This is a genomic window from Thermosynechococcus sp. HN-54 (assembly GCF_023650955.1).
Classification (GTDB): Bacteria; Cyanobacteriota; Cyanobacteriia; order Thermosynechococcales; family Thermosynechococcaceae; genus Thermosynechococcus.
On the sequence record NZ_CP098039.1, the window covers coordinates 828,183 to 845,979 of the forward strand.

15 protein-coding genes are annotated in these 17,797 nt (G+C 53.5%); 9 read left to right on the forward strand and 6 right to left on the reverse strand.

The annotated features are described in order from the left end of the window. Position 1 precedes the first annotated feature (1 nt). Positions 2-1,429 (forward strand): YdiU family protein, encoded by a 1,428-nt coding sequence (locus NBE99_RS03995; protein WP_250683205.1) that lies wholly within the window; start codon positions 2-4, stop codon positions 1,427-1,429. Then, complete coding sequence (locus NBE99_RS04000) at positions 1,426-2,616, forward strand: lipid-A-disaccharide synthase-related protein (protein ID WP_250683206.1); 1,191 nt, start codon at positions 1,426-1,428, stop codon at positions 2,614-2,616. Before NBE99_RS03995 ends, NBE99_RS04000 begins: the two co-directional genes overlap by 4 nt. A gap of 78 nt (positions 2,617-2,694) precedes the next feature. Here NBE99_RS04000 and psbC read toward each other — a convergent pair whose 3' ends face one another. After that, positions 2,695-4,080 (reverse strand): photosystem II reaction center protein CP43, encoded by a 1,386-nt coding sequence (psbC, locus tag NBE99_RS04005; protein WP_190278038.1) that lies wholly within the window; start codon positions 4,078-4,080, stop codon positions 2,695-2,697. Continuing rightward, positions 4,064-5,122, reverse strand: coding sequence for a photosystem II D2 protein (photosystem q(a) protein) (psbD, locus tag NBE99_RS04010; protein WP_250681593.1), 1,059 nt, complete (start codon positions 5,120-5,122; stop codon positions 4,064-4,066). Before psbD ends, psbC begins: the two co-directional genes overlap by 17 nt. 534 nt (positions 5,123-5,656) lie before the next feature. Between psbD and rbfA the strand changes: the two genes are divergently transcribed. Then, positions 5,657-6,043 (forward strand): 30S ribosome-binding factor RbfA, encoded by a 387-nt coding sequence (gene rbfA, locus NBE99_RS04015; protein ID WP_250683207.1) that lies wholly within the window; start codon positions 5,657-5,659, stop codon positions 6,041-6,043. On the opposite strand, the gene NBE99_RS04020 is transcribed toward rbfA, so the two are convergent. From NBE99_RS04020 to NBE99_RS04030, 3 genes are all read right to left on the reverse strand, one after another. Beyond that, the gene (locus NBE99_RS04020; protein ID WP_250683208.1) at positions 6,040-6,927 is read right to left on the reverse strand and encodes a sulfite exporter TauE/SafE family protein; all 888 of its coding nucleotides are present in this window, start codon (positions 6,925-6,927) and stop codon (positions 6,040-6,042) included. The genes rbfA and NBE99_RS04020 overlap by 4 nt on opposite strands. Before the next feature lie 104 nt (positions 6,928-7,031). Continuing rightward, positions 7,032-7,574: a rhodanese-like domain-containing protein gene (locus tag NBE99_RS04025; protein WP_250683209.1), complete on the reverse strand. Its 543-nt coding sequence runs from the start codon at positions 7,572-7,574 to the stop codon at positions 7,032-7,034. Between the two features lie 67 nt (positions 7,575-7,641). After that, positions 7,642-8,340 (reverse strand): MBL fold metallo-hydrolase, encoded by a 699-nt coding sequence (locus tag NBE99_RS04030; RefSeq protein ID WP_250683210.1) that lies wholly within the window; start codon positions 8,338-8,340, stop codon positions 7,642-7,644. 190 nt (positions 8,341-8,530) lie between these two features. Here NBE99_RS04030 and NBE99_RS04035 point away from each other — a divergent pair, with 190 nt between their 5' ends. The 6 genes from NBE99_RS04035 to NBE99_RS04060 all read left to right on the forward strand — a co-directional run bounded on the left by NBE99_RS04035 (position 8,531) and on the right by NBE99_RS04060 (position 17,047). Continuing rightward, a complete protein-coding gene (locus NBE99_RS04035) occupies positions 8,531-9,994 on the forward strand; it encodes an FAD-linked oxidase C-terminal domain-containing protein (RefSeq protein ID WP_250683211.1) in 1,464 nt (487 codons plus the stop codon). Then, on the forward strand, positions 9,994-11,010 hold the full coding sequence (gene cobW / locus NBE99_RS04040) for a cobalamin biosynthesis protein CobW (RefSeq protein WP_250683212.1): 1,017 nt from the start codon (positions 9,994-9,996) through the stop codon (positions 11,008-11,010). Before NBE99_RS04035 ends, cobW begins: the two co-directional genes overlap by 1 nt. A 6-nt stretch (positions 11,011-11,016) precedes the next feature. Further along, entirely contained in the window at positions 11,017-13,350 is a 2,334-nt protein-coding gene (locus NBE99_RS04045; protein ID WP_250683213.1) for an NAD-binding protein, read from the forward strand. A 395-nt stretch (positions 13,351-13,745) separates the two neighbouring features. Then, on the forward strand, positions 13,746-15,362 hold the full coding sequence (locus tag NBE99_RS04050) for an iron uptake porin (protein ID WP_250683214.1): 1,617 nt from the start codon (positions 13,746-13,748) through the stop codon (positions 15,360-15,362). A 129-nt stretch (positions 15,363-15,491) separates the two neighbouring features. After that, the gene (locus NBE99_RS04055; RefSeq protein ID WP_250683215.1) at positions 15,492-16,145 is read left to right on the forward strand and encodes an FHA domain-containing protein; all 654 of its coding nucleotides are present in this window, start codon (positions 15,492-15,494) and stop codon (positions 16,143-16,145) included. Beyond that, positions 16,145-17,047: a tRNA (5-methylaminomethyl-2-thiouridine)(34)-methyltransferase MnmD gene (locus tag NBE99_RS04060; RefSeq protein WP_250683216.1), complete on the forward strand. Its 903-nt coding sequence runs from the start codon at positions 16,145-16,147 to the stop codon at positions 17,045-17,047. The genes NBE99_RS04055 and NBE99_RS04060 overlap by 1 nt, the downstream gene beginning before the upstream one ends. On the opposite strand, the gene NBE99_RS04065 is transcribed toward NBE99_RS04060, so the two are convergent. Further along, positions 17,040-17,783 carry a M50 family metallopeptidase gene (locus tag NBE99_RS04065; RefSeq protein ID WP_250683217.1) on the reverse strand — a complete coding sequence of 248 codons (744 nt, stop codon included), beginning with the start codon at positions 17,781-17,783 and terminating at the stop codon, positions 17,040-17,042. The genes NBE99_RS04060 and NBE99_RS04065 overlap by 8 nt on opposite strands. Between the last annotated feature and the right edge of the window lie 14 nt (positions 17,784-17,797).

The following is a 17,797-nucleotide window of genomic DNA, read 5'->3' on the forward strand; positions in this document are numbered from 1 at the left end:
GATGTCTCAACATTGTTTTCAAACCCTTGAGTACGAACCTGCCTTTCTCTCCCTGGGGGAAGACTACTGGGATGAGGTACAAGCCCCAACATTTCCGCAGCACATTCTTCGCTTTCGCAATGATACTCTTTTACCCTTAATGGGACTGGATCCTGCCAACGTAACCGATGCCGATTTTATTGCCGCGTTTGGTCAGTTTCAGGGACGGGAACCCTTTTTGGCAATGCGCTACCATGGCTACCAATTTGGCGAATACAACCCCCACTTGGGGGATGGTCGGGGGTTTCTCTATGGCCAGTTTCGCGGTGTCGATGGTCAGCTTTATGACTTGGGCACGAAAGGCTCCGGAACCACTCCCTACTCACGGGGAGGAGACGGTCGCCTCACGCTCAAAGGGGGGGTTCGTGAGGTCTTGGCCAGTGAACTACTTCATCGCTTGGGAGTATGCACATTTCGCAGTCTCAGTTTAGTGGAAACCGGGGAGTCCCTCTGGCGGGGGGATGAACCATCGCCGACGCGATCCAGTGTCTTGGTGCGCCTTGGCCGTTCCCTTATTCGCTTTGGTACCTTTGAGCGGCTCCACTATCTACGGCGACCGGATTTGATTCGCCGCTTGCTGGATTACGTCATTTACTACTACTATCCCCATTTGCTACAGATTCCAGACACCAAGGAACGGGATTGTGCCTTTTATCGCGAATTAGTGGCACGCACAGCGGATCTGGCGGCGCAGTGGTTGGTGGCAGGGTTTTGTCATGGGGTTTTGAACACCGATAATATGGCCATTACAGGCGAGAGCTTTGACTATGGTCCCTATGTCTTTTTGGAACGGTATGATTTAGGGTTTACCGCCGCCTATTTTGACTACTACGGTCGCTACGCCTATGGCAATCAACCGGCAATTTGTGCTTGGAATCTGGAGAAACTCCAAATTCCCCTGTCTTCGGTAATGCCCCTTGAGGAGATGCAAGCTGCCCTAAAAACTTTTGGCGATCGCTGTCAAACCACCTACTTGAAACTGATGCTCAAACGCCTTGGTTGGGCAGGCCTTCCCCTAGAGATTGGCCGTTCCTTGGTGGCAGAGACCCAAGCCTTTCTCAGCCGCAGTGCGATCAGTTATCCGCAATTCTTTGTCAGTCTGCGACAGGAATTCGCCCCTGAGTGGGCTGCAGATCCAAGTCATATCTTTTGTGACAGCTCAACCCTCACGCCAACGGATCAGAAATTGCTAGAGACTTGGAAAAGAACCTATTTCGAGCTACTTCAGCGAGCCAACCCACCCCAGCGGGCGGCAATTCCCCAAACCCTACAGGCAGCCAATCCCCTTGTCATCCTCACTCGTCCCCAGATCGAATACATTTGGCAGGCCATTACTCAGGAAGATGATTGGTCACGATTTACCGCAACGCTTGAGTTAATGCAGGCATGAAGCGACTTCTTTGCTTGAGTAATGGCCATGGTGAGGACGCGATCGCCAGCGTGATTTCGCAAGCCCTGAGGCACCGTTGTCCAGATTTAGACCTAATGGCGCTGCCCCTAGTGGGCTTAGGATCTGCCTATACTCGCCTCGGCATTCCCCTATTGCAACCGGGAAAAGCACTGCCCTCCGGTGGGTTTATCTATATGGAGTTGCGGCATTTATGGCGAGATCTCAAGGCGGGTTTGTTGGGACTCCTAGGATCACAGATTCGCGCCATCCACGCTTGGCAGCAATTGGGAGGACATCTGTTGGCGGTGGGAGATATTGTGCCCTTATTGCTAGCCTATAGTAGCGGCGGCACCTACAGTTTTGTGGGGACTGCCAAGTCTGACTATTACCTCTACGATAGGACGGGGCGTCCCTATGGCTGGGGGATGGGCTGGTCAGGTAGTGACTATCTCCCTTGGGAGCGATGGTTGTGGCGATCGCCCCGCTGCCGAGGCATTTTTGTCCGCGATGAGTTAACCGCCAAAGGGTTGCGGCAATTGGGCTACACGGTTCACTACTGTGGCAATCCCATGATGGACTTAGTAATGCCACCCCCAGCGCCTTCTCCGTTTGCGAATAAAACCATTGTGCTGTTGCCGGGGTCTCGTGCTCCTGAGGCCTACCGCAATTGGCAACAGATTCTACGGGCACTGACGCCTTATCACGATCAGCCGCTGATCTTTCTTGCAGCTGTCAGTCCGAGCCTTGATTTACAGATTCTTGAGCAAAGCCTTGAGGGCTGGCAACCCATCACCAGTCCATTACCCCAGAGCACGGCATGGCAGTTGGGTCAGCAACAACTGATTTTAAGTTCACACCACTTTCGTGAATTTTTGCATTGGGCAGAAGGAGGCATCGCCCTTGCGGGAACAGCTACAGAGCAGTGTGTTGGTTTGGGGAAGCCAGTCATTACATTTGCCGGTGAAGGGCCTCAATTTACCCGTGACTTTGCCCGTCGTCAAAAACGCCTCCTTGGAAACTCGATTTTCCTACTGGATGATCCTCAAGAGGCCATCCCTACCGTTTGGCAGATTTGGGCGGATACTACTTTACTTGCACGAATTGCTGCCAATGGTAAGGAACGTATGGGGGAGTCCGGAGCCAGCGATCGCATTGCTGAGCAACTGTTAAAAATACTCGGAGATTGAGTCTTGCTAAAAAAAAAGACCCCCATCCGTAGATGGGAGCCAAGGAGTATTGAGTTTAGTTAGATTGAGTCAGTGACCCTAATCAAGGCTGGGCATCGAGAGTACGGGTTCAGACTCGCGGTCAATCCCCTTCTCAAAGCCAGCAGCAGCAGCACGGGCACGACCCGCATGCCATAGGTGACCCACTAGGAAGAAGAAGGCCAAGACAAAGTGGGACGTTGCCAGCCAAGAACGCGGTGACACGAAGTTCACTGAGTTGATTTCAGTGGCCACACCACCCACGGAGTTCAGAGAACCCAGAGGAGCATGGGTCATGTACTCAGCAGCACGACGTTCTTGCCAAGGCTGAATATCGTTTTTGATCTTGTTCAGATCAAGACCATTGGGACCCCGCAGCGGCTCCAACCAAGGGCCACGGAAATCCCAGAAGCGCATGGTTTCACCACCGAAGATGATTTCCCCTGTGGGAGAGCGCATCAGGTATTTACCTAGACCCGTGGGGCCTTGAGCCGAACCGACATTGGCACCCAATTTTTGGTCACGGATCAAGAAGGTCATCGCTTGAGCCTGAGAGGCCTCTGGGCCGGTGGGGCCATAGAATTCACTGGGATAGACGGTGTTGTTGAACCAGACAAAGCAGGTGGCAATAAAGCCCATCATGGACAGGGCGCCCAAGCTGTAGGAGAGATAGGCTTCCCCAGACCAGATGAAGGCACGGCGTGCCCAACCGAAGGGGGTCGTCAGAATGTGCCAGATACCACCGGCAATGCAGATCAAACCGATCCAAATGTGACCCCCAACCACATCCTCAAGGTTGTTGACACTGACAATCCAGCCCTCACCACCAAAGGGAGACTTCAGCAGGTAGCCAAAGATCACCGTTGGGTCAAGGGTGGGGTTGGTAATGACGCGGACATCACCACCACCCGGTGCCCAAGTGTCATAGAGGCCACCAAAGAACATGGCTTTGGCCACCAGCAGTAGAGCGCCAATACCGAGGACGATCAGGTGGAAACCGAGGATCGTCGTCATTTTGTTTTTATCTTTCCAGTCGTAGCCAAAGAAGGAGGAGTATTCCTCAAGGGTTTCAGGGCCACGAATGGCATGGTAAACGCCACCAAAGCCGAGAACGGCAGAGGAAATCAGGTGCACCACCCCTACGACAAAGAAGGGGAAGGTGTCCACGACTTCACCACCTGGGCCAACACCCCAGCCAAGGGTGGCAATGTGGGGAATGAGAATCAGCCCTTGCTCGTACATTGGCTTCTCTGGAATAAAGTGAGCCAACTCGAACAGGGTCATAGCACCGGCCCAGAAGACGATCAGACCAGCGTGGGCGACGTGAGCACCCAAAAGTTTGCCGGAGAGATTAATCAGACGAGCGTTACCGGCCCACCACGCGAAACCGGAGGATTCTTGGTCGCGGTTGGTGGCAAAAATCGAGTTACTAGAGAGCGTTACCACGGGGGAGTACCTCTTCTGGGAAGACAAAGTTTTCATGGGGTTGGTCTTGGGGCGCCATCCAAGCGCGAATGCCCTCGTTCAAGAGCAGGTTCTTCGTGTAGAACGTCTCAAACTCAGGGTCTTCCGCTGCTCGAATCTCCTGCGAAATAAAGTCATAGGACCGCAGGTTCAACGCCAGACCCACGATGCCAATCGCACTCATCCACAGCCCCGTCACGGGCACAAACAACATGAAAAAGTGCAACCAGCGCTTGTTCGAGAAGGCAATCCCAAAAATTTGGCTCCAAAACCGGTTCGCCGTCACCATCGAGTAGGTCTCTTCCGATTGGGTGGGACTAAAGGCACGGAAGGTGCTCGCCGATTCCCCATCTTGGAAGAGGGTGTTTTCCACGGTGGCACCATGGATGGCACACAACAGGGCACCACCGAGCACACCGGCCACCCCCATCATGTGAAAGGGATTCAAGGTCCAGTTGTGGAACCCTTGGAAGAACAGGAGGAAGCGGAAGATGGCGGCCACGCCAAAGCTGGGGGCAAAGAACCAACTGGATTGCCCCAAGGGGTAAATCAAGAAGACGCTGACAAAGACAGCAATGGGGGCACTGAAGGCAATGGCGTTGTAGGGACGGATGCCCACCAAGCGAGCAATTTCAAACTGCCGCAGCATGAAGCCAATGAGGCCAAAGGCGCCGTGGAGGGCGATAAAGGTCCACAGACCCCCCAGTTGGCACCAGCGGGTGAAGTCCCCTTGGGCTTCGGGCCCCCAGAGGAGAAGGAGGGAGTGCCCCATGCTGTTGGCCGGGGTGGAAACGGCAACGGTGAGGAAGTTGCAGCCTTCGAGGTAGCTGGAAGCAAGGCCGTGGGTGTACCAAGAGGTAACAAAGGTGGTACCGGTCAGCCAGCCACCGAGGGCAAGGTAGGCGCAGGGGAAAAGCAGGATGCCTGACCAGCCGACAAAGACAAATCTGTCACGTTTGAGCCAGTCGTCAAGGATGTCAAACCATCCCCGTTCTGCTGGCGCTCGTCCAATCGCGATTGTCATGGATTAAATCCTCTTGCAGATATAGATGCCAGATTTAGAACCTTACAGTTGCTGGTAGGGTGTGATCAGCTCTCTAAAACTTAGGAGCGATCGCTCCAGCCTCCTGTTAATTTGGCTTCATAAATTAATAAACCCATCCCCTGTTTCCGCTTGAGCTAATAGGTGGTTTTACCTAATTGCTGTTGGCGTTTATCAAGGGTAGGCTCAGCTTCCCATCAGCATTTGCTGCGGGAGAACTATATTAACGTGATAGCGGAATTCTTACGAAATATCAAGGTGATTGTTGCCTCGCTTCTCAGGTTTCTCATTTTTGAGCGGTGCCCGCAACTGAGCAATCGATTAGGAAATTGCGGACTGAATCCAAATAGACTCCTAGTGAGAAATGTTAAGTATTGTAACAGTCCTGCCAGCTATTGCTGCTACAGGAGTTTTTAGAGGCGAATGGTTCTCTGGCGATCGCTACGAACAAGGCGAGGGTCGTTGGTAAGATAGGAGAGGTGAAAGACAGTCTTTGCCTAGAAAAGGAGGCCCGCCATGGCAACCGAACGACGGGTGGCACGGGTAGCAGAATTAATTAAACGGGAAGTGAGCCAGTTGTTAATGTATGAAATCCGCGATGAGCGCGTAGGGGCGGGCATGGTCAGTGTCACCGATGTGGAAGTGTCGGGTGATTTGCAGCACGCCAAGATTTTCGTCAGCATCTACAGCACGGATGAGGTACGGCGCTCAACCATGGCCGGATTGAAGGCGGCTTCAGGCTTTGTGCGACGGGAATTGGGGCAGCGCATTCGCCTACGGCGGACACCGGAGGTCGTATTTGTTGAAGATCGATCGCTGGAACGGGGCAGTCGCGTTCTTTCGCTGCTTAATCAAATTGGGCAACAGCAGAGTGCTTCAGAGGTTCTTGAAACGGAGCCTTAAGTGCGGCTTTGTCTTGCCGGAACGGATGCAGGCAGGTCGTGCGTCGGTGGTACAGACGAGCTTTTGCTGCGCTGGGGGGGAGCCAGTAGGGTTTTCAGGATCACAAAGGCCGCAATGCCAATTAAGAAGTAACCAAAGCCCTGCTGAAGCCGCTTTGCAGAAATACGGTGACTGAGGTAGCTACCCACCACAGAGCCACTAGCGGCGGCTAAGGTTAGCGTCAGGGTTAAGCGTGGATCCAAACTAACCGTGCCCAGATAGCCCCAAACCGCAGCCACGGAATTAGCCATGATAATCAGCAGTGAGGTACCGATCGCCTGCCGCATCGGAATTTTGCCCAAGAGAACAAGGGCAGGCACAATGGCAAAGCCCCCGCCAACTCCCACCAACCCCGTTAGAATACCCACACCAATGCCTTCTGTGGGCAGCCACAGCCAACAGTATTTACATACCGGTGGAGCATAAAGCTGGCTTTCAAGGGAACTTTCTGGCGGGGTGAGTTCAGGGGTAGGGGGATGCTGTTGCCGCCGAATCATTAAAATAGCCGCCACCATCATGGCAACGGCAAAGAGTAAGAGTTGCACAGTATCGGTAATCCAGGGCAAGGCTGCTAGTCGCGCCCCGAGATAGGCACCAATCATGGTTGCAGAGCCAAAAATCAGTGCTAGACGCAAATTGACATAGCCGCGCCGCCACTGGGGAATCACTGCCAGTAAACTGACGCTGCCGACAATCACCAGTGTCATCGGGATCGCGACCTTGGTTTCAATGCCCATGACATAGACCAGTACTGGCAGGGCAAGGACAGAACCACCACCCCCCAATAGACCCAGACTCAAGCCGATGGCGATCGCCAGACCATGCCCTATCCAGTAGCTCAGCATGGGTTACAGCCCTTTTCACTAAGATTGAACACGCTCAACACTTTGAAAGCTAGGGTAGGAGAAGATCTCATCTTTTTGTATCTTCATGTTTCAGAAAAGGGCTGTTATTTCACCTGGGGGCGATTGAAGGGCAGCAGTGCCAACACCCGTGCTAGGGCACAGGTACCGGTAACACCGGCAAAGACCAAACCAGCACCAACAAGGCCCGACAGGAAGAAGAATCCCGGATTGATAGTAAAGCCCAAGATCACTCCCGTGAGAATCAGGCTACCCGCCACAATTTGCACCTGCCGCATCAGGCTAATGGGCGCACTAACTGCACCCGTGATCGGATAGCCCCCCTGTTTCCAGCGTTGAATGCCACCTTCAAGGTTTTTCAGGTTTTTGAAGCCCCGACTGGCAAGGGTTTCGTAGGCCATGCGCGATCGCCGGCCCGATTCACAGTAGAGCACCACCGGCGTATCAGAACTACAGAGGGGGTCTAGTTCACCCACATTGGCCAAGGGGCAGAGCAATGCGCCAGGAATATGGGCACTGTTATATTCATTGGGTTCACGCACATCAATGAGCAGCACCGGTTGCCGTTGCAGGGCATCGTGCAGTTCAGCCGCAGAAATGAGGGGAGACTCAGTCGTTGTTGTGGTCATAGTCGTTGGTTCTCAAGTGGTTACTCAGGGTTGACTCAGGAGACAGGGGTGATTAGGAATCAGAGGACTAGACGGCAGCGGCAACCATTCCACACTGCTGATTCGCGGGTACCGCTTCCATGATTTTCTTGGGATCAGGTAGCTTGAGATTGGCCATAAACTCAATGAACTGCTGGCGATCGCGACCCACAAAGCGAGGATTAAAGCGTTTTTCCTCACCAATGGTGGAAACGGTGTGACCGCGATAGTCATGGCCGGGATAGACCAATGTGGTGTCTGGAAGCGTAAAGAGCCGCTGCGTTACCGCATCGTACATGGCACCCGCATCGCCACTTTGGAAGTCAGTGCGCCCACAGCCACGGATAAAGAGGGAATCGCCCGTCAATAGGTGAGTACCATTCACCAAGAAAGCCATGTGGCTATCGGTGTGACCCAAGGTGGCGATCGCCTGAATCGGAATGCTGCCGACGTGAATGACTTCACCGTCTTTAATATAGCCATCGGCACAATCCACATGGGCATTTTCAGGGACTAGGGTTTTGCAGCCGGTGCGTTCGCGGACTTTGCCTGCCCCGGTAATGTGGTCAGCGTGGACATGGGTTTCTAAGCAGTAGCGCAATTTCAACCCCAATTGCTCAATTAACTGCACATCGCGATCCACCTGTTCCAGCACACTATCCACCAAGGCGGCCTCACCCGTAGCTTCATCGGCAATCAGGTAGGAATAGGTCCAAGTGTCGTAGTCAAAGAGTTGGCGAAACAGCATAGTGGACTCCTTATTATCGGGTATAGTGTGAGGGGACTCGTTCAGACTTAGAACGGTGACGACTTTAGCCTAGTCAATCTAAATATAATTTTATAACTATCTAGTAAATAAATGTCAAATGCCCCCTAACCCCATTCCTGAGGCAACAGACCCATTTACGATAGGAGAAGGCGGGTTCAGAGCACGGGGGATGTCCACACTACAGCAACTGACCCCTTGGCAGCGGGTAACGGAGGAGCTAACAGCCATTGTCGGCAAGGGTAGCGTCATCAGTGATGCAGCGGAAGCCCTTGTGTATGAGTGCGATGGCCTATCTATGTATCGGCAGCGGCCAAAGCTGGTTGTGCTCCCCCAAACCACTGCACAGGTCTCAGCGATTCTCAAGCTGTGCGATCGCTACAGGATTCCCTTTGTTGCCCGTGGCTCTGGCACTGGCTTATCGGGAGGGGCATTACCCCACCGCGAGGGCATCCTCATCGTCACGTCCCGTATGAACCAAATTCTAGAGATTGATCTGGCCAACCAGCAGGTGGTGGTGCAGCCGGGGGTGATCAATGCTTGGGTGACTCAAGCGGTTGCTGATCAAGGCTTTTACTATGCCCCTGATCCATCGAGTCAAATCATTTGCTCTATTGGCGGCAACGTCGCTGAAAATTCCGGGGGCGTTCACTGCCTGAAGTATGGGGTGACCACGAACCATGTGCTGGGACTCACGGTGGTCTTGCCCAATGGCGAGATTGTTGAACTGGGCGGTGCTGCTCCAGAAATGCCCGGCTACGATCTCATGGGGGTCTTTGTTGGCTCCGAAGGGACACTGGGGATTGCTACAGAAATTCGGCTGCGCATTCTCAAACAGGCGGAGGCGATCGCCGTTCTCTTGGCCGACTTCACCACAATTGAAGCAGCAGGGGAAACCGTTTCCGCCATTATTCGGGCAGGGATCATTCCCGCTGGCATGGAAATTATGGACAACCTGAGTATCAATGCCGTCGAGGATGTGGTGGCCACCAATTGCTACCCCCGCGATGCCGGTGCGGTCTTGCTTGTGGAAGTGGATGGCCTTGAGGCAGAAGTGCCCATTTTGCAGGAGCGGGTCACGCGCATTTGCTATGAACAGGGGTCACGCCACGTAACGGTTGCCACAGAGGCTGAAGATCGCCTCCGCCTTTGGAAGGGTCGCAAAGCTGCCTTTGCTGCTGCCGGTCGCCTCAGTCCTAATTATTTTGTCCAAGATGGGGTGATTCCCCGCAGTCAACTGGCCACCGTCCTAAAAGAAATCGAACAACTGAGCCAACGTAGTGGCTATCGCATTGCCAATGTCTTCCACGCTGGCGATGGCAATCTGCATCCCTTGATTCTCTACGATCAGGCTGTACCGGGTGCTCTTGCAGAGGTGGAAGCCTTGGGCGGTGAAATTCTCAAGCTCTGTGTGCGCTTGGGGGGAAGCATTTCTGGGGAACATGGCATTGGCAGCGATAAGGCTTGTTTCATGAGTGAGATGTTTAGCCCAGCCGATTTAGAGACAATGCAGCAAGTGCGCTCAGCCTTTGATCCCAAACGCCTTGCCAACCCCGAAAAGGTGTTTCCCACACCCCGCACCTGTGGCGAAGCCGCCCATCAACTCAAAGACTTTCCCAACATTGAGGCATTTTAATGAGTGCAAAAATTCCAGTCACGATTATCACGGGTTTTCTAGGGAGCGGTAAAACGACCCTGATTCGGCAGTTGCTCCAGAATGCAGCGGGCAGGCGCATTGCCGTGATTGTGAATGAATTTGGCGATGTGGGCATTGATGGCGAACTCTTGCAGGCCTGTTGCGATCGCACAGCGGGCATCTGGGAACTCACCAATGGTTGCCTCTGTTGTACTGTGCAGGATGAATTTTTGCCAACGATGCAAACCCTCTTGGCACGACGCCAGGAGATTGATCACATCGTCATTGAAACGTCAGGACTGGCCTTGCCCAAGCCGCTTGTGATGGCCTTTCGTTGGCCGCAGGTGCGCCATGCTGCCACCGTGGATGGCGTGGTGACAGTGGTGGACGGTGTTGCCTTAGCAGCGGGTCAAGTGAGTGCTGATCTCGAGGCGCTCTTTGCCCAAAAGGCCGCCGATCCTAGCTTGGAGCATGAGGACACGCCCCTTGAGGAACTCTTTAACGATCAATTGGCCTGTGCCGATTTGGTCATCCTCAGCAAGGCGGATCAACTGGCGCCTGAGCGCGTCGAGCAACTCCTCAGGGAACTCCGCTGCCAACTGCCCTCGCGGATTAAGCTGCTTGCGGCGCATCATGGACAGGTTGCGGCAGATCTGCTGCTGGGGTTTAATGCGGCGGTGGAGGAGGACTTGGGACAGCGGCCGAGTCACCATGATTTTGAAGAGGATCACGATCACGATGCCGAGATTCAAGCAGTTTGTTTAGAGCTGGGGGCTTGGGATCTGCAACGCCTACGTCAATCCCTCGAGCGCTTGCTGCAAGTACCTGACATTTACCGCATTAAGGGATTTGCGGCGATTGAGGGCAAACCCATGCGTTTGGTGGTGCAAGGGGTCGGTCAACGGTTAGACTCGTTTTACGATCGCCCGTGGCAAGCGACAGAGTCACGTCGCACCCGTCTAGTGGTGATTGGTCGTCAGTTGGATCAACAGGAACTGCTGTCCCATTTTGGCTAGGAGGGTATGGCCAGCCTTCAGAACATCATTGACCGCCAACTGCATCAACTATTGGGCAGCAGGGCAAAGTGGTTCATTGATGTTGGCGATCGCCACCTTGGCATCTGGATTGAAGCGACAAGCATTGATCTGAATCAGTTAGCCACATGGGGTAAGACCTTTTGGCAGCAGTGGCAGCGGGGCACCCTGCTCCTGTTTGCAGCAGAACCCCATCAACCGTTTCCCTATTGGTGGAAATCCTGGTCTGTTGCCTCAGCCATGTCAGAAGCGGCTCAGATGGGAGAAGGAGAGACAACGGCGGGCGATCGCTTTATTATCTGTGGACTAGGCAGTTTGGGGCAGTTTTGCATTCAAAGTCTGCGGCGCTTTGCCGGTGAGCACCTGACCTTAGAGATTTGTGCCATTGAGCGGCGTGCCAACATTGAGTGGGAAATTCCCCACTTGACAGAGTTACTCACTGAACCAGTGATTGTGGGTGATTGTCGTCAGGAAGCCGTTCTTAGAGCTGCTGGAATTGATCGCTGCCGCACCCTACTCGCAGTCACCAGTGATGAGGCCACCAATATTGCCACAGCCATCGTTGCTCGCCGCTTAAATCCTGAGGTTCACCTTGTGGTGCGCTCCAGTCGCGATAATCTCAATGCGCTTCTAGAGAAAAAATTGGGGAGCTTCGTCGCTCTAAATCCTACGGAACTGCCAGCACCTGCCTTTGCCCTTGCGGCCCTTGAGGAAAATATTCTTGCTGCGTTTACGATTGAGGGGCAGCAGTTTCGAGTGCTGCAACAAACGATTACCACCGATAGTCCCCTAGTGGGTACGCCTGTCCACCGCTGGCAGCGCCGTCACCAACGCCTGATTAGTGTGCGCGCCTGCCATTCCCAATCCTCAATCTTCCAGCCCACTCGCCCCCACCGCCTCTTTAACCATTGGCCACCAGATTTGCTGTTTGAGGTGGGCGATCGCCCCATTTGGATTGAACGGGTGGAAGTGGTGAAATCCCTGCCCATCCCTGACCCCAATCCCATCCAGCGCCTTATTCAGCAGATGCGCCAACTACCTGAGCAGGCAGAACAATTCTGGCAGTGGATCCATCGCGATCGCTCCCGTGAGTTAATTTTCAACGGCCTCTGGATTGGCAGTGGTCTGTGGCTGCTGACGGCTCTCCTGTTGCGCTACAACGTCCCCGACCTCACGTGGCAAAAGGCCTTTGCTGCTGGGTTTATTCTCCTATTGGGGGGCTTTGGCGATGTCTTTGGTGGGCTAGAAAATGATCCCGTGCCCCCTTGGCTGCTCGTGGTCTGTATTCTGGTGGCGATCGTCAGCCTCCTCTTTATTGTCGGTGTCTTGGGACTGTTGGCCGAAAAACTCCTGCAAGCGCGGTTTGACTTCCTCAGGAAACGGCCGCCCTTGCCTACGGCGGATCATGTGATTGTTGTGGGCTTAGATCGCATCGGTCAGCAGGTGGTGCAGATCCTGCGCTCTTTTCGTCAGCCCTTGGTGATCCTAGTGGACGACCCAGAGCAAACCCAGCTGTTTGAAGATCTGCCAATGCTCTTTGGCAACATTCCGGAAAAGCTTCTTCAAGCCCATTTAGACACTGCCAAAAGTGTGGTTCTCACCACTGCTGATGAAATGTTGAACTTAGAGGTAGCGCTAATTGCTCGCCAAGCCACAGAGCAGCGGGAGTCCCCCATTGGTCTAGTCATCGGCATCTATGATCCCACCCTCACGAACGACCTGCGAGAGCTGCTCCCCCGTGCTCGTCCCCTCTGTGCCTATGCCCTTGCAGCGGAAGCCTTTGCCGGTGCGGCATTTGGTGAGACGATGCTCGGCCTCTTTCAGATTGATCAACAGACGGTGCTCATTGCCGACTACACCGTTACCGCAGGCGACACTCTTGAGGGCAAGTTGATTGGCGAAGTGGCCTATGGTTACGCCGTCATCCCTATTTTCTACAATCGCCATGAGCAGTTTCTCGGCGGTGAGACCAGTCATCAGTTCTTGCCCAGTGAGACATTGCAATTAACCGTGGGCGATCGCCTGATTGTTTTAGCGACAATTGATGGCCTACGGCGCATTGAACAGGGCAAAATGGCGCCCCGCCGTCTCTGGCGGCTTTGGGTTGGTCATCCTCGCAATGCGGAAGCCGCCCTAGAAATTGGCAATCTGATCACCAAGATCACGGGTCTGCCCCTGCCGCGATCGCGCACCTTTATCCAGCACCTGCCTGCGACACTGACCCTCGCACTTTACGAACCCCAAGCCTTTCGCCTCGGTCAACAACTGCAAGCCCTAGCCCCTGTGCGCCTCTTTCCCTTGGTGGCTCAGGAAACCCCGTAGGTGTCAATCGGCTTCACCTATAGCTCTGCATTATCAAAGAGATCGAATAAATTGATTTTGGGAATATAACACAGAGTGCTAGTCTGATTATTTAGAGCCATAAATGTTCTACCTAAATCAGGGTAAAAACATTTACAAAAATCTATCGATTTTTTGCCCCAACTGATGCCATGGGGTAGGGCTAATGCGTCTGTGTTGTTTGTGAGGACACTATGCACCGTCGTTGCCGTTCTTTTTTTCTGAGGCTGGGTACCTGTGTATCTTTTGTGCTACCGCTGATGTCAACCGCTGTTCCAGCACGCGCTGAGACTCTTCTGCCTCAAGGATCTACCGCTTCTTCACCGTCCGCTCAGCAAACCTCTATCAATGACTTGCTTCTAGGTGCCGACGCTGGCATGGAACAGGTCACTTCTGTCAATCAACTCTCGGATGTGCGACCAACCGACTGGGCCTACCAAGCACTGGCATCCCTTGTCGAAAAATATGGCTGTATTGCTGGGTATCCCGATGGGACGTTTCGGGGGAATCGTGCCCTAACGCGCTTTGAAATGGCTGCCGCCCTCAATGCCTGCCTCGATGTCATTAGCGATCGCTTTGCCAGCAAGGAAGATTTAGAAACCGTCCGCAAATTGATGCAGGACTATGCCGCTGAGCTAGCAACCCTGCGGGGACGGGTGGATAACCTCGAAAGCCGTACCGCTGCCCTAGAAGCAACCCAATTCTCCACCACCACCAAACTCACGGGGCAAGCTATCTTCTCCTTTGAGGCGGCAGGGGGTGGTGCACCTGTAGGAACTGATCCCAATCCTGTGGTCAACTATCGAGTGCGCCTCAACCTCAACACCAGCTTCACTGGCAAAGATATGCTGATTACGGGGTTGCAGGCAGCTAACTTTGGCGGCGCTCTGCTGGGGGGTAATAGCGTTCAAAATACTCTCTTTCCCGGCAGCTTGCTGGATTCGGGCAGTACCAACCTGAGTTTTGCGCCGCAATTTGCCTTTGATCCTTCAAACTTGAATTCGAGTGCCTATAGTCCCAACACGCTCAATCTCTATAAACTGCTCTATATCTTTCCAGTAACGAGCAAATTTACGGCATTTGTCTTTCCCAAGGCAGAGACCACTGATGCTTTTCCACAAATTATTCCTTGGGCGGACGATGGGCAGGGAGCAATTTCTCGGTTTGCGACAGTCAACCCGATCGCCCGTCTTTCAGGAGGGACATCTGGTATTGGCCTAGCGTCAGGGGCAGGGTTTATTTGGAATCCCTCAAAAACCGTGAACTTAACCGCGCTCTATGGCAGTGTGACAGCAGGCATTCCAACCTTGCAGCCATTCGTGAATCCCCTCGGCTCGGGTTTCTTCCCCAATGATGAGAATTCCTTTACAGGAGCTTTGCAGGCCACGTTTACCCCCAATAAAAAACTAGCCGCCGCCTTCAACTTTGCCTATTCACAACATGCGGTCAATATCTTGGGCACGGGCTTATCGTCGAATGGCCTTCTAGGCACTGGGGGTGATGTGTTTGCGATTCCGGGTAGCCCCAACGGCTTAGCCCAACGGGTGCAACTGGTGGGTTTGGGGGGAACCTTCACCTACAACTTCACGGATAAAATTGCCTTTTCTGCCTACGGTGCCGGCATTATTGTGGATGCCATTGGCGGTACAAATACGCTTGCAGGTGGTGCCTTAGTCCCCTTTAACGGCAAATCCTACTACACGAGTTTTATGGGGGGGATTTACTTTAAGGATGCTTTCTTCCAAGGCAATGCTGCGGGCTTTATCTTTGGTCAGCCCCTCTATCTTGAAGGGACAACCATTGGCACAGCGGCCTTGAATGCCATACCGGGGTTCACAAAGGCACGTCCTTTCCAACTGGAGACCTTTTATCGTTTTCAAGTGAACGACAATTTGAGTGTGACACCGGGGGTCTTTGTCATCTTCAATCCTGAGTTTAACAGTGATAACCAAACGACCGTGGTCGGGGTTTTGCGCTCCACGTTTACATTCTAGTTTCTGACCCTCTTACTTGATAGGGGTTTCGGCTAGGGGATGATTGTTGCCCCTAGCTTTTGTAGTATCTTTGGGAATTCTGACCCTCAGGCTAAGATATTGATTAGCAATCGTCAATAGGCTGTTCCCATGAGTGGTCACCGTGAGCACCATCTACTCAACATTGAGGATGAAACAGGTAAGCGCACGATCCCTTTGGATGCGGCAACCTACTCCATTGGCCGCGATGTCACCAATGCGATCGTCATTCATGGTCACGGTGTCTCACGGCAACACGCCCTGCTGCTGCGGATTCCCTCACCAAATGGCTATCGCTATCGTGTCGTAGATGGTAATGCCGATGGTAAGCCCAGTGCCAACGGTATCCTAGTGAATGGCCAGCGGGTGCAAAGCCATGAGCTAAAAGATGGAGATGAAATTAACTTTGGCGGATCCGTGAAGGCGCACTATGCCACTGTGTCCATGGGCGAGGCGGAGTTTATTAAGTATTTGAAGAGCGTCAACTATCACAGCATTAAGGTCGTGCCCATGACCTCAACGATTACCCAAGCTGAAGAAGGCGCAGACGATAAAAAATCAGAAGAAGAAACGCAATTTAATGCCACTCCCCCACCGCTGCCATCCAATGCTACCCCAGAGTCCCTTCCAGCCCCGAAATCCTCACCCCCTTGGTTGCTGATTGTTGGCGGGATCGTCATTGTTCTTTTGATCGTGGGAATTGGCGTTGTGATCATGAACCGAACACCTGTCCCCCCACTGGAGACCCCCACGCAAACGCAGTGATGGCCTATTCCCAAGACTTAGCTCCTACCTTGAACTCAATCTGGCAGCCCCAACCGACGGCGGATGGTTCTTTTACGTTTTTTTCGCCAGAATTTGGCGAAACGTTCCATAGCCTTGGGGGAGCACGTCAAGAAGCCTTTGATAAGTTCGCGATCGCCACCGATCTCCCCCGCAAAGCCCAAGCATCGCAGCTCAAGCTTTTAGACATCTGCTATGGTTTAGGCTACAACACTGCCGCTGCCTTAGAAGTCATTTGGCAACACAATCCCACCTGCTATGTCACCGTCGTCGGCTTAGAACTGGATCCTCGCGTTCCCCAAGCCGCGTTGGCTGTCATGCCCCCCTGGTCTGCCTCGGTTCAGGAGATTCTCCAGAGATTAGCTGACCAGCAGCAGGCGACCACCCCACAGTGTCAGGCGCAACTTTTAATTGGGGATGCCCGCCAAACGATTCAAGACCTTGTTCGCCAAGGATTTCAAGCAGATGCGATTTTTCTTGATCCCTTTTCACCCCAGCGCTGTCCGCAACTGTGGACGGTGGAATTTCTGCGTCTAGTGGCTCAGTGTTTAGCACTTGAAGGGCATTTGGCCACCTATTGTCGTGCTGCTGCCGTTCGTTCCGCTTTGCAGGCGGCGGGTTTACACCTTGGGACGCTGCCGATTGCTGCCCCCCAGCACAGTCATGAGTGGGCACAGGGAACCGTGGCACGCTGGCAAGCCGATCAGCTCATTCCCCTTTCGCCCATGGAGCAGGAACATTTGCAGACGCGCGCGGGTATTCCCTATCGCGATCCCCAACTGCGGGACAGTCCTGAGGTCATTCGATCGCGCCGCCAAGCAGAGCAGCAAACCTCTCATCAGGAATCCACTAGCCACTGGCGACGCCGCTGGGGCATTACCTAGAGTGGGTGTAGGCCACCTTGAGACTCCACAGCAGCAACCCCAAGCTCATCACCGCAATGAGTGCTCCCCACAACCAATAGGGGAGCCACAGATATTGCTGCAAAAGACCTGTATCAGAAAGCTGTCCCCCCAGAATAGCGTAGGTAAACAGGTAGTTCACCTGCTGAAAAGTGCTAATACAGGCCTGCACACCAAGGAACTGAATCGCAATCCCCTTCAGCCAGCGGTTTCCCTGATAGGCCACAAGCAGGATGGCCACACCTATGGAGGCAATGAAGACAATGCCAAAGAGCGATCGCACCCACAGCAGTACCGAGGCTAGCATCATGATTCCCAGCGCTTTTAGACAAAAGTCTGTGGCACCGTGAGAACGACTAGAGAAAATAAAAAGACTGCCAGCGATCGCGGGTCCCAATGGCCCGCCAATGGCGACTAAGCCATGTCCTAAATTTCCCAGCAGCACCTCACCTCCATAGCGGGCGAACCCTGAACCACTGGGATAGATGACTAGTTCTCGAAAGTAGCCCCCCAACAAAACGGCAGTAAGGCCATGCCCCATCTCGTGGAACCACGTGGCCAAAATCGTAAAGGGGTACAGCAGATAGTTCCCCAAGGGAATCTGCCAGAGAATGATGGCTATCAGTGCCGCGATCGCCAGCAGTAGCGCCGAACGAGGTTGTTTATTGACTGAAAGGTTCAAAGGGGCAGACTTGGGGTCTGGGCGCAAGCCAAACATATTCTCCGCAACGT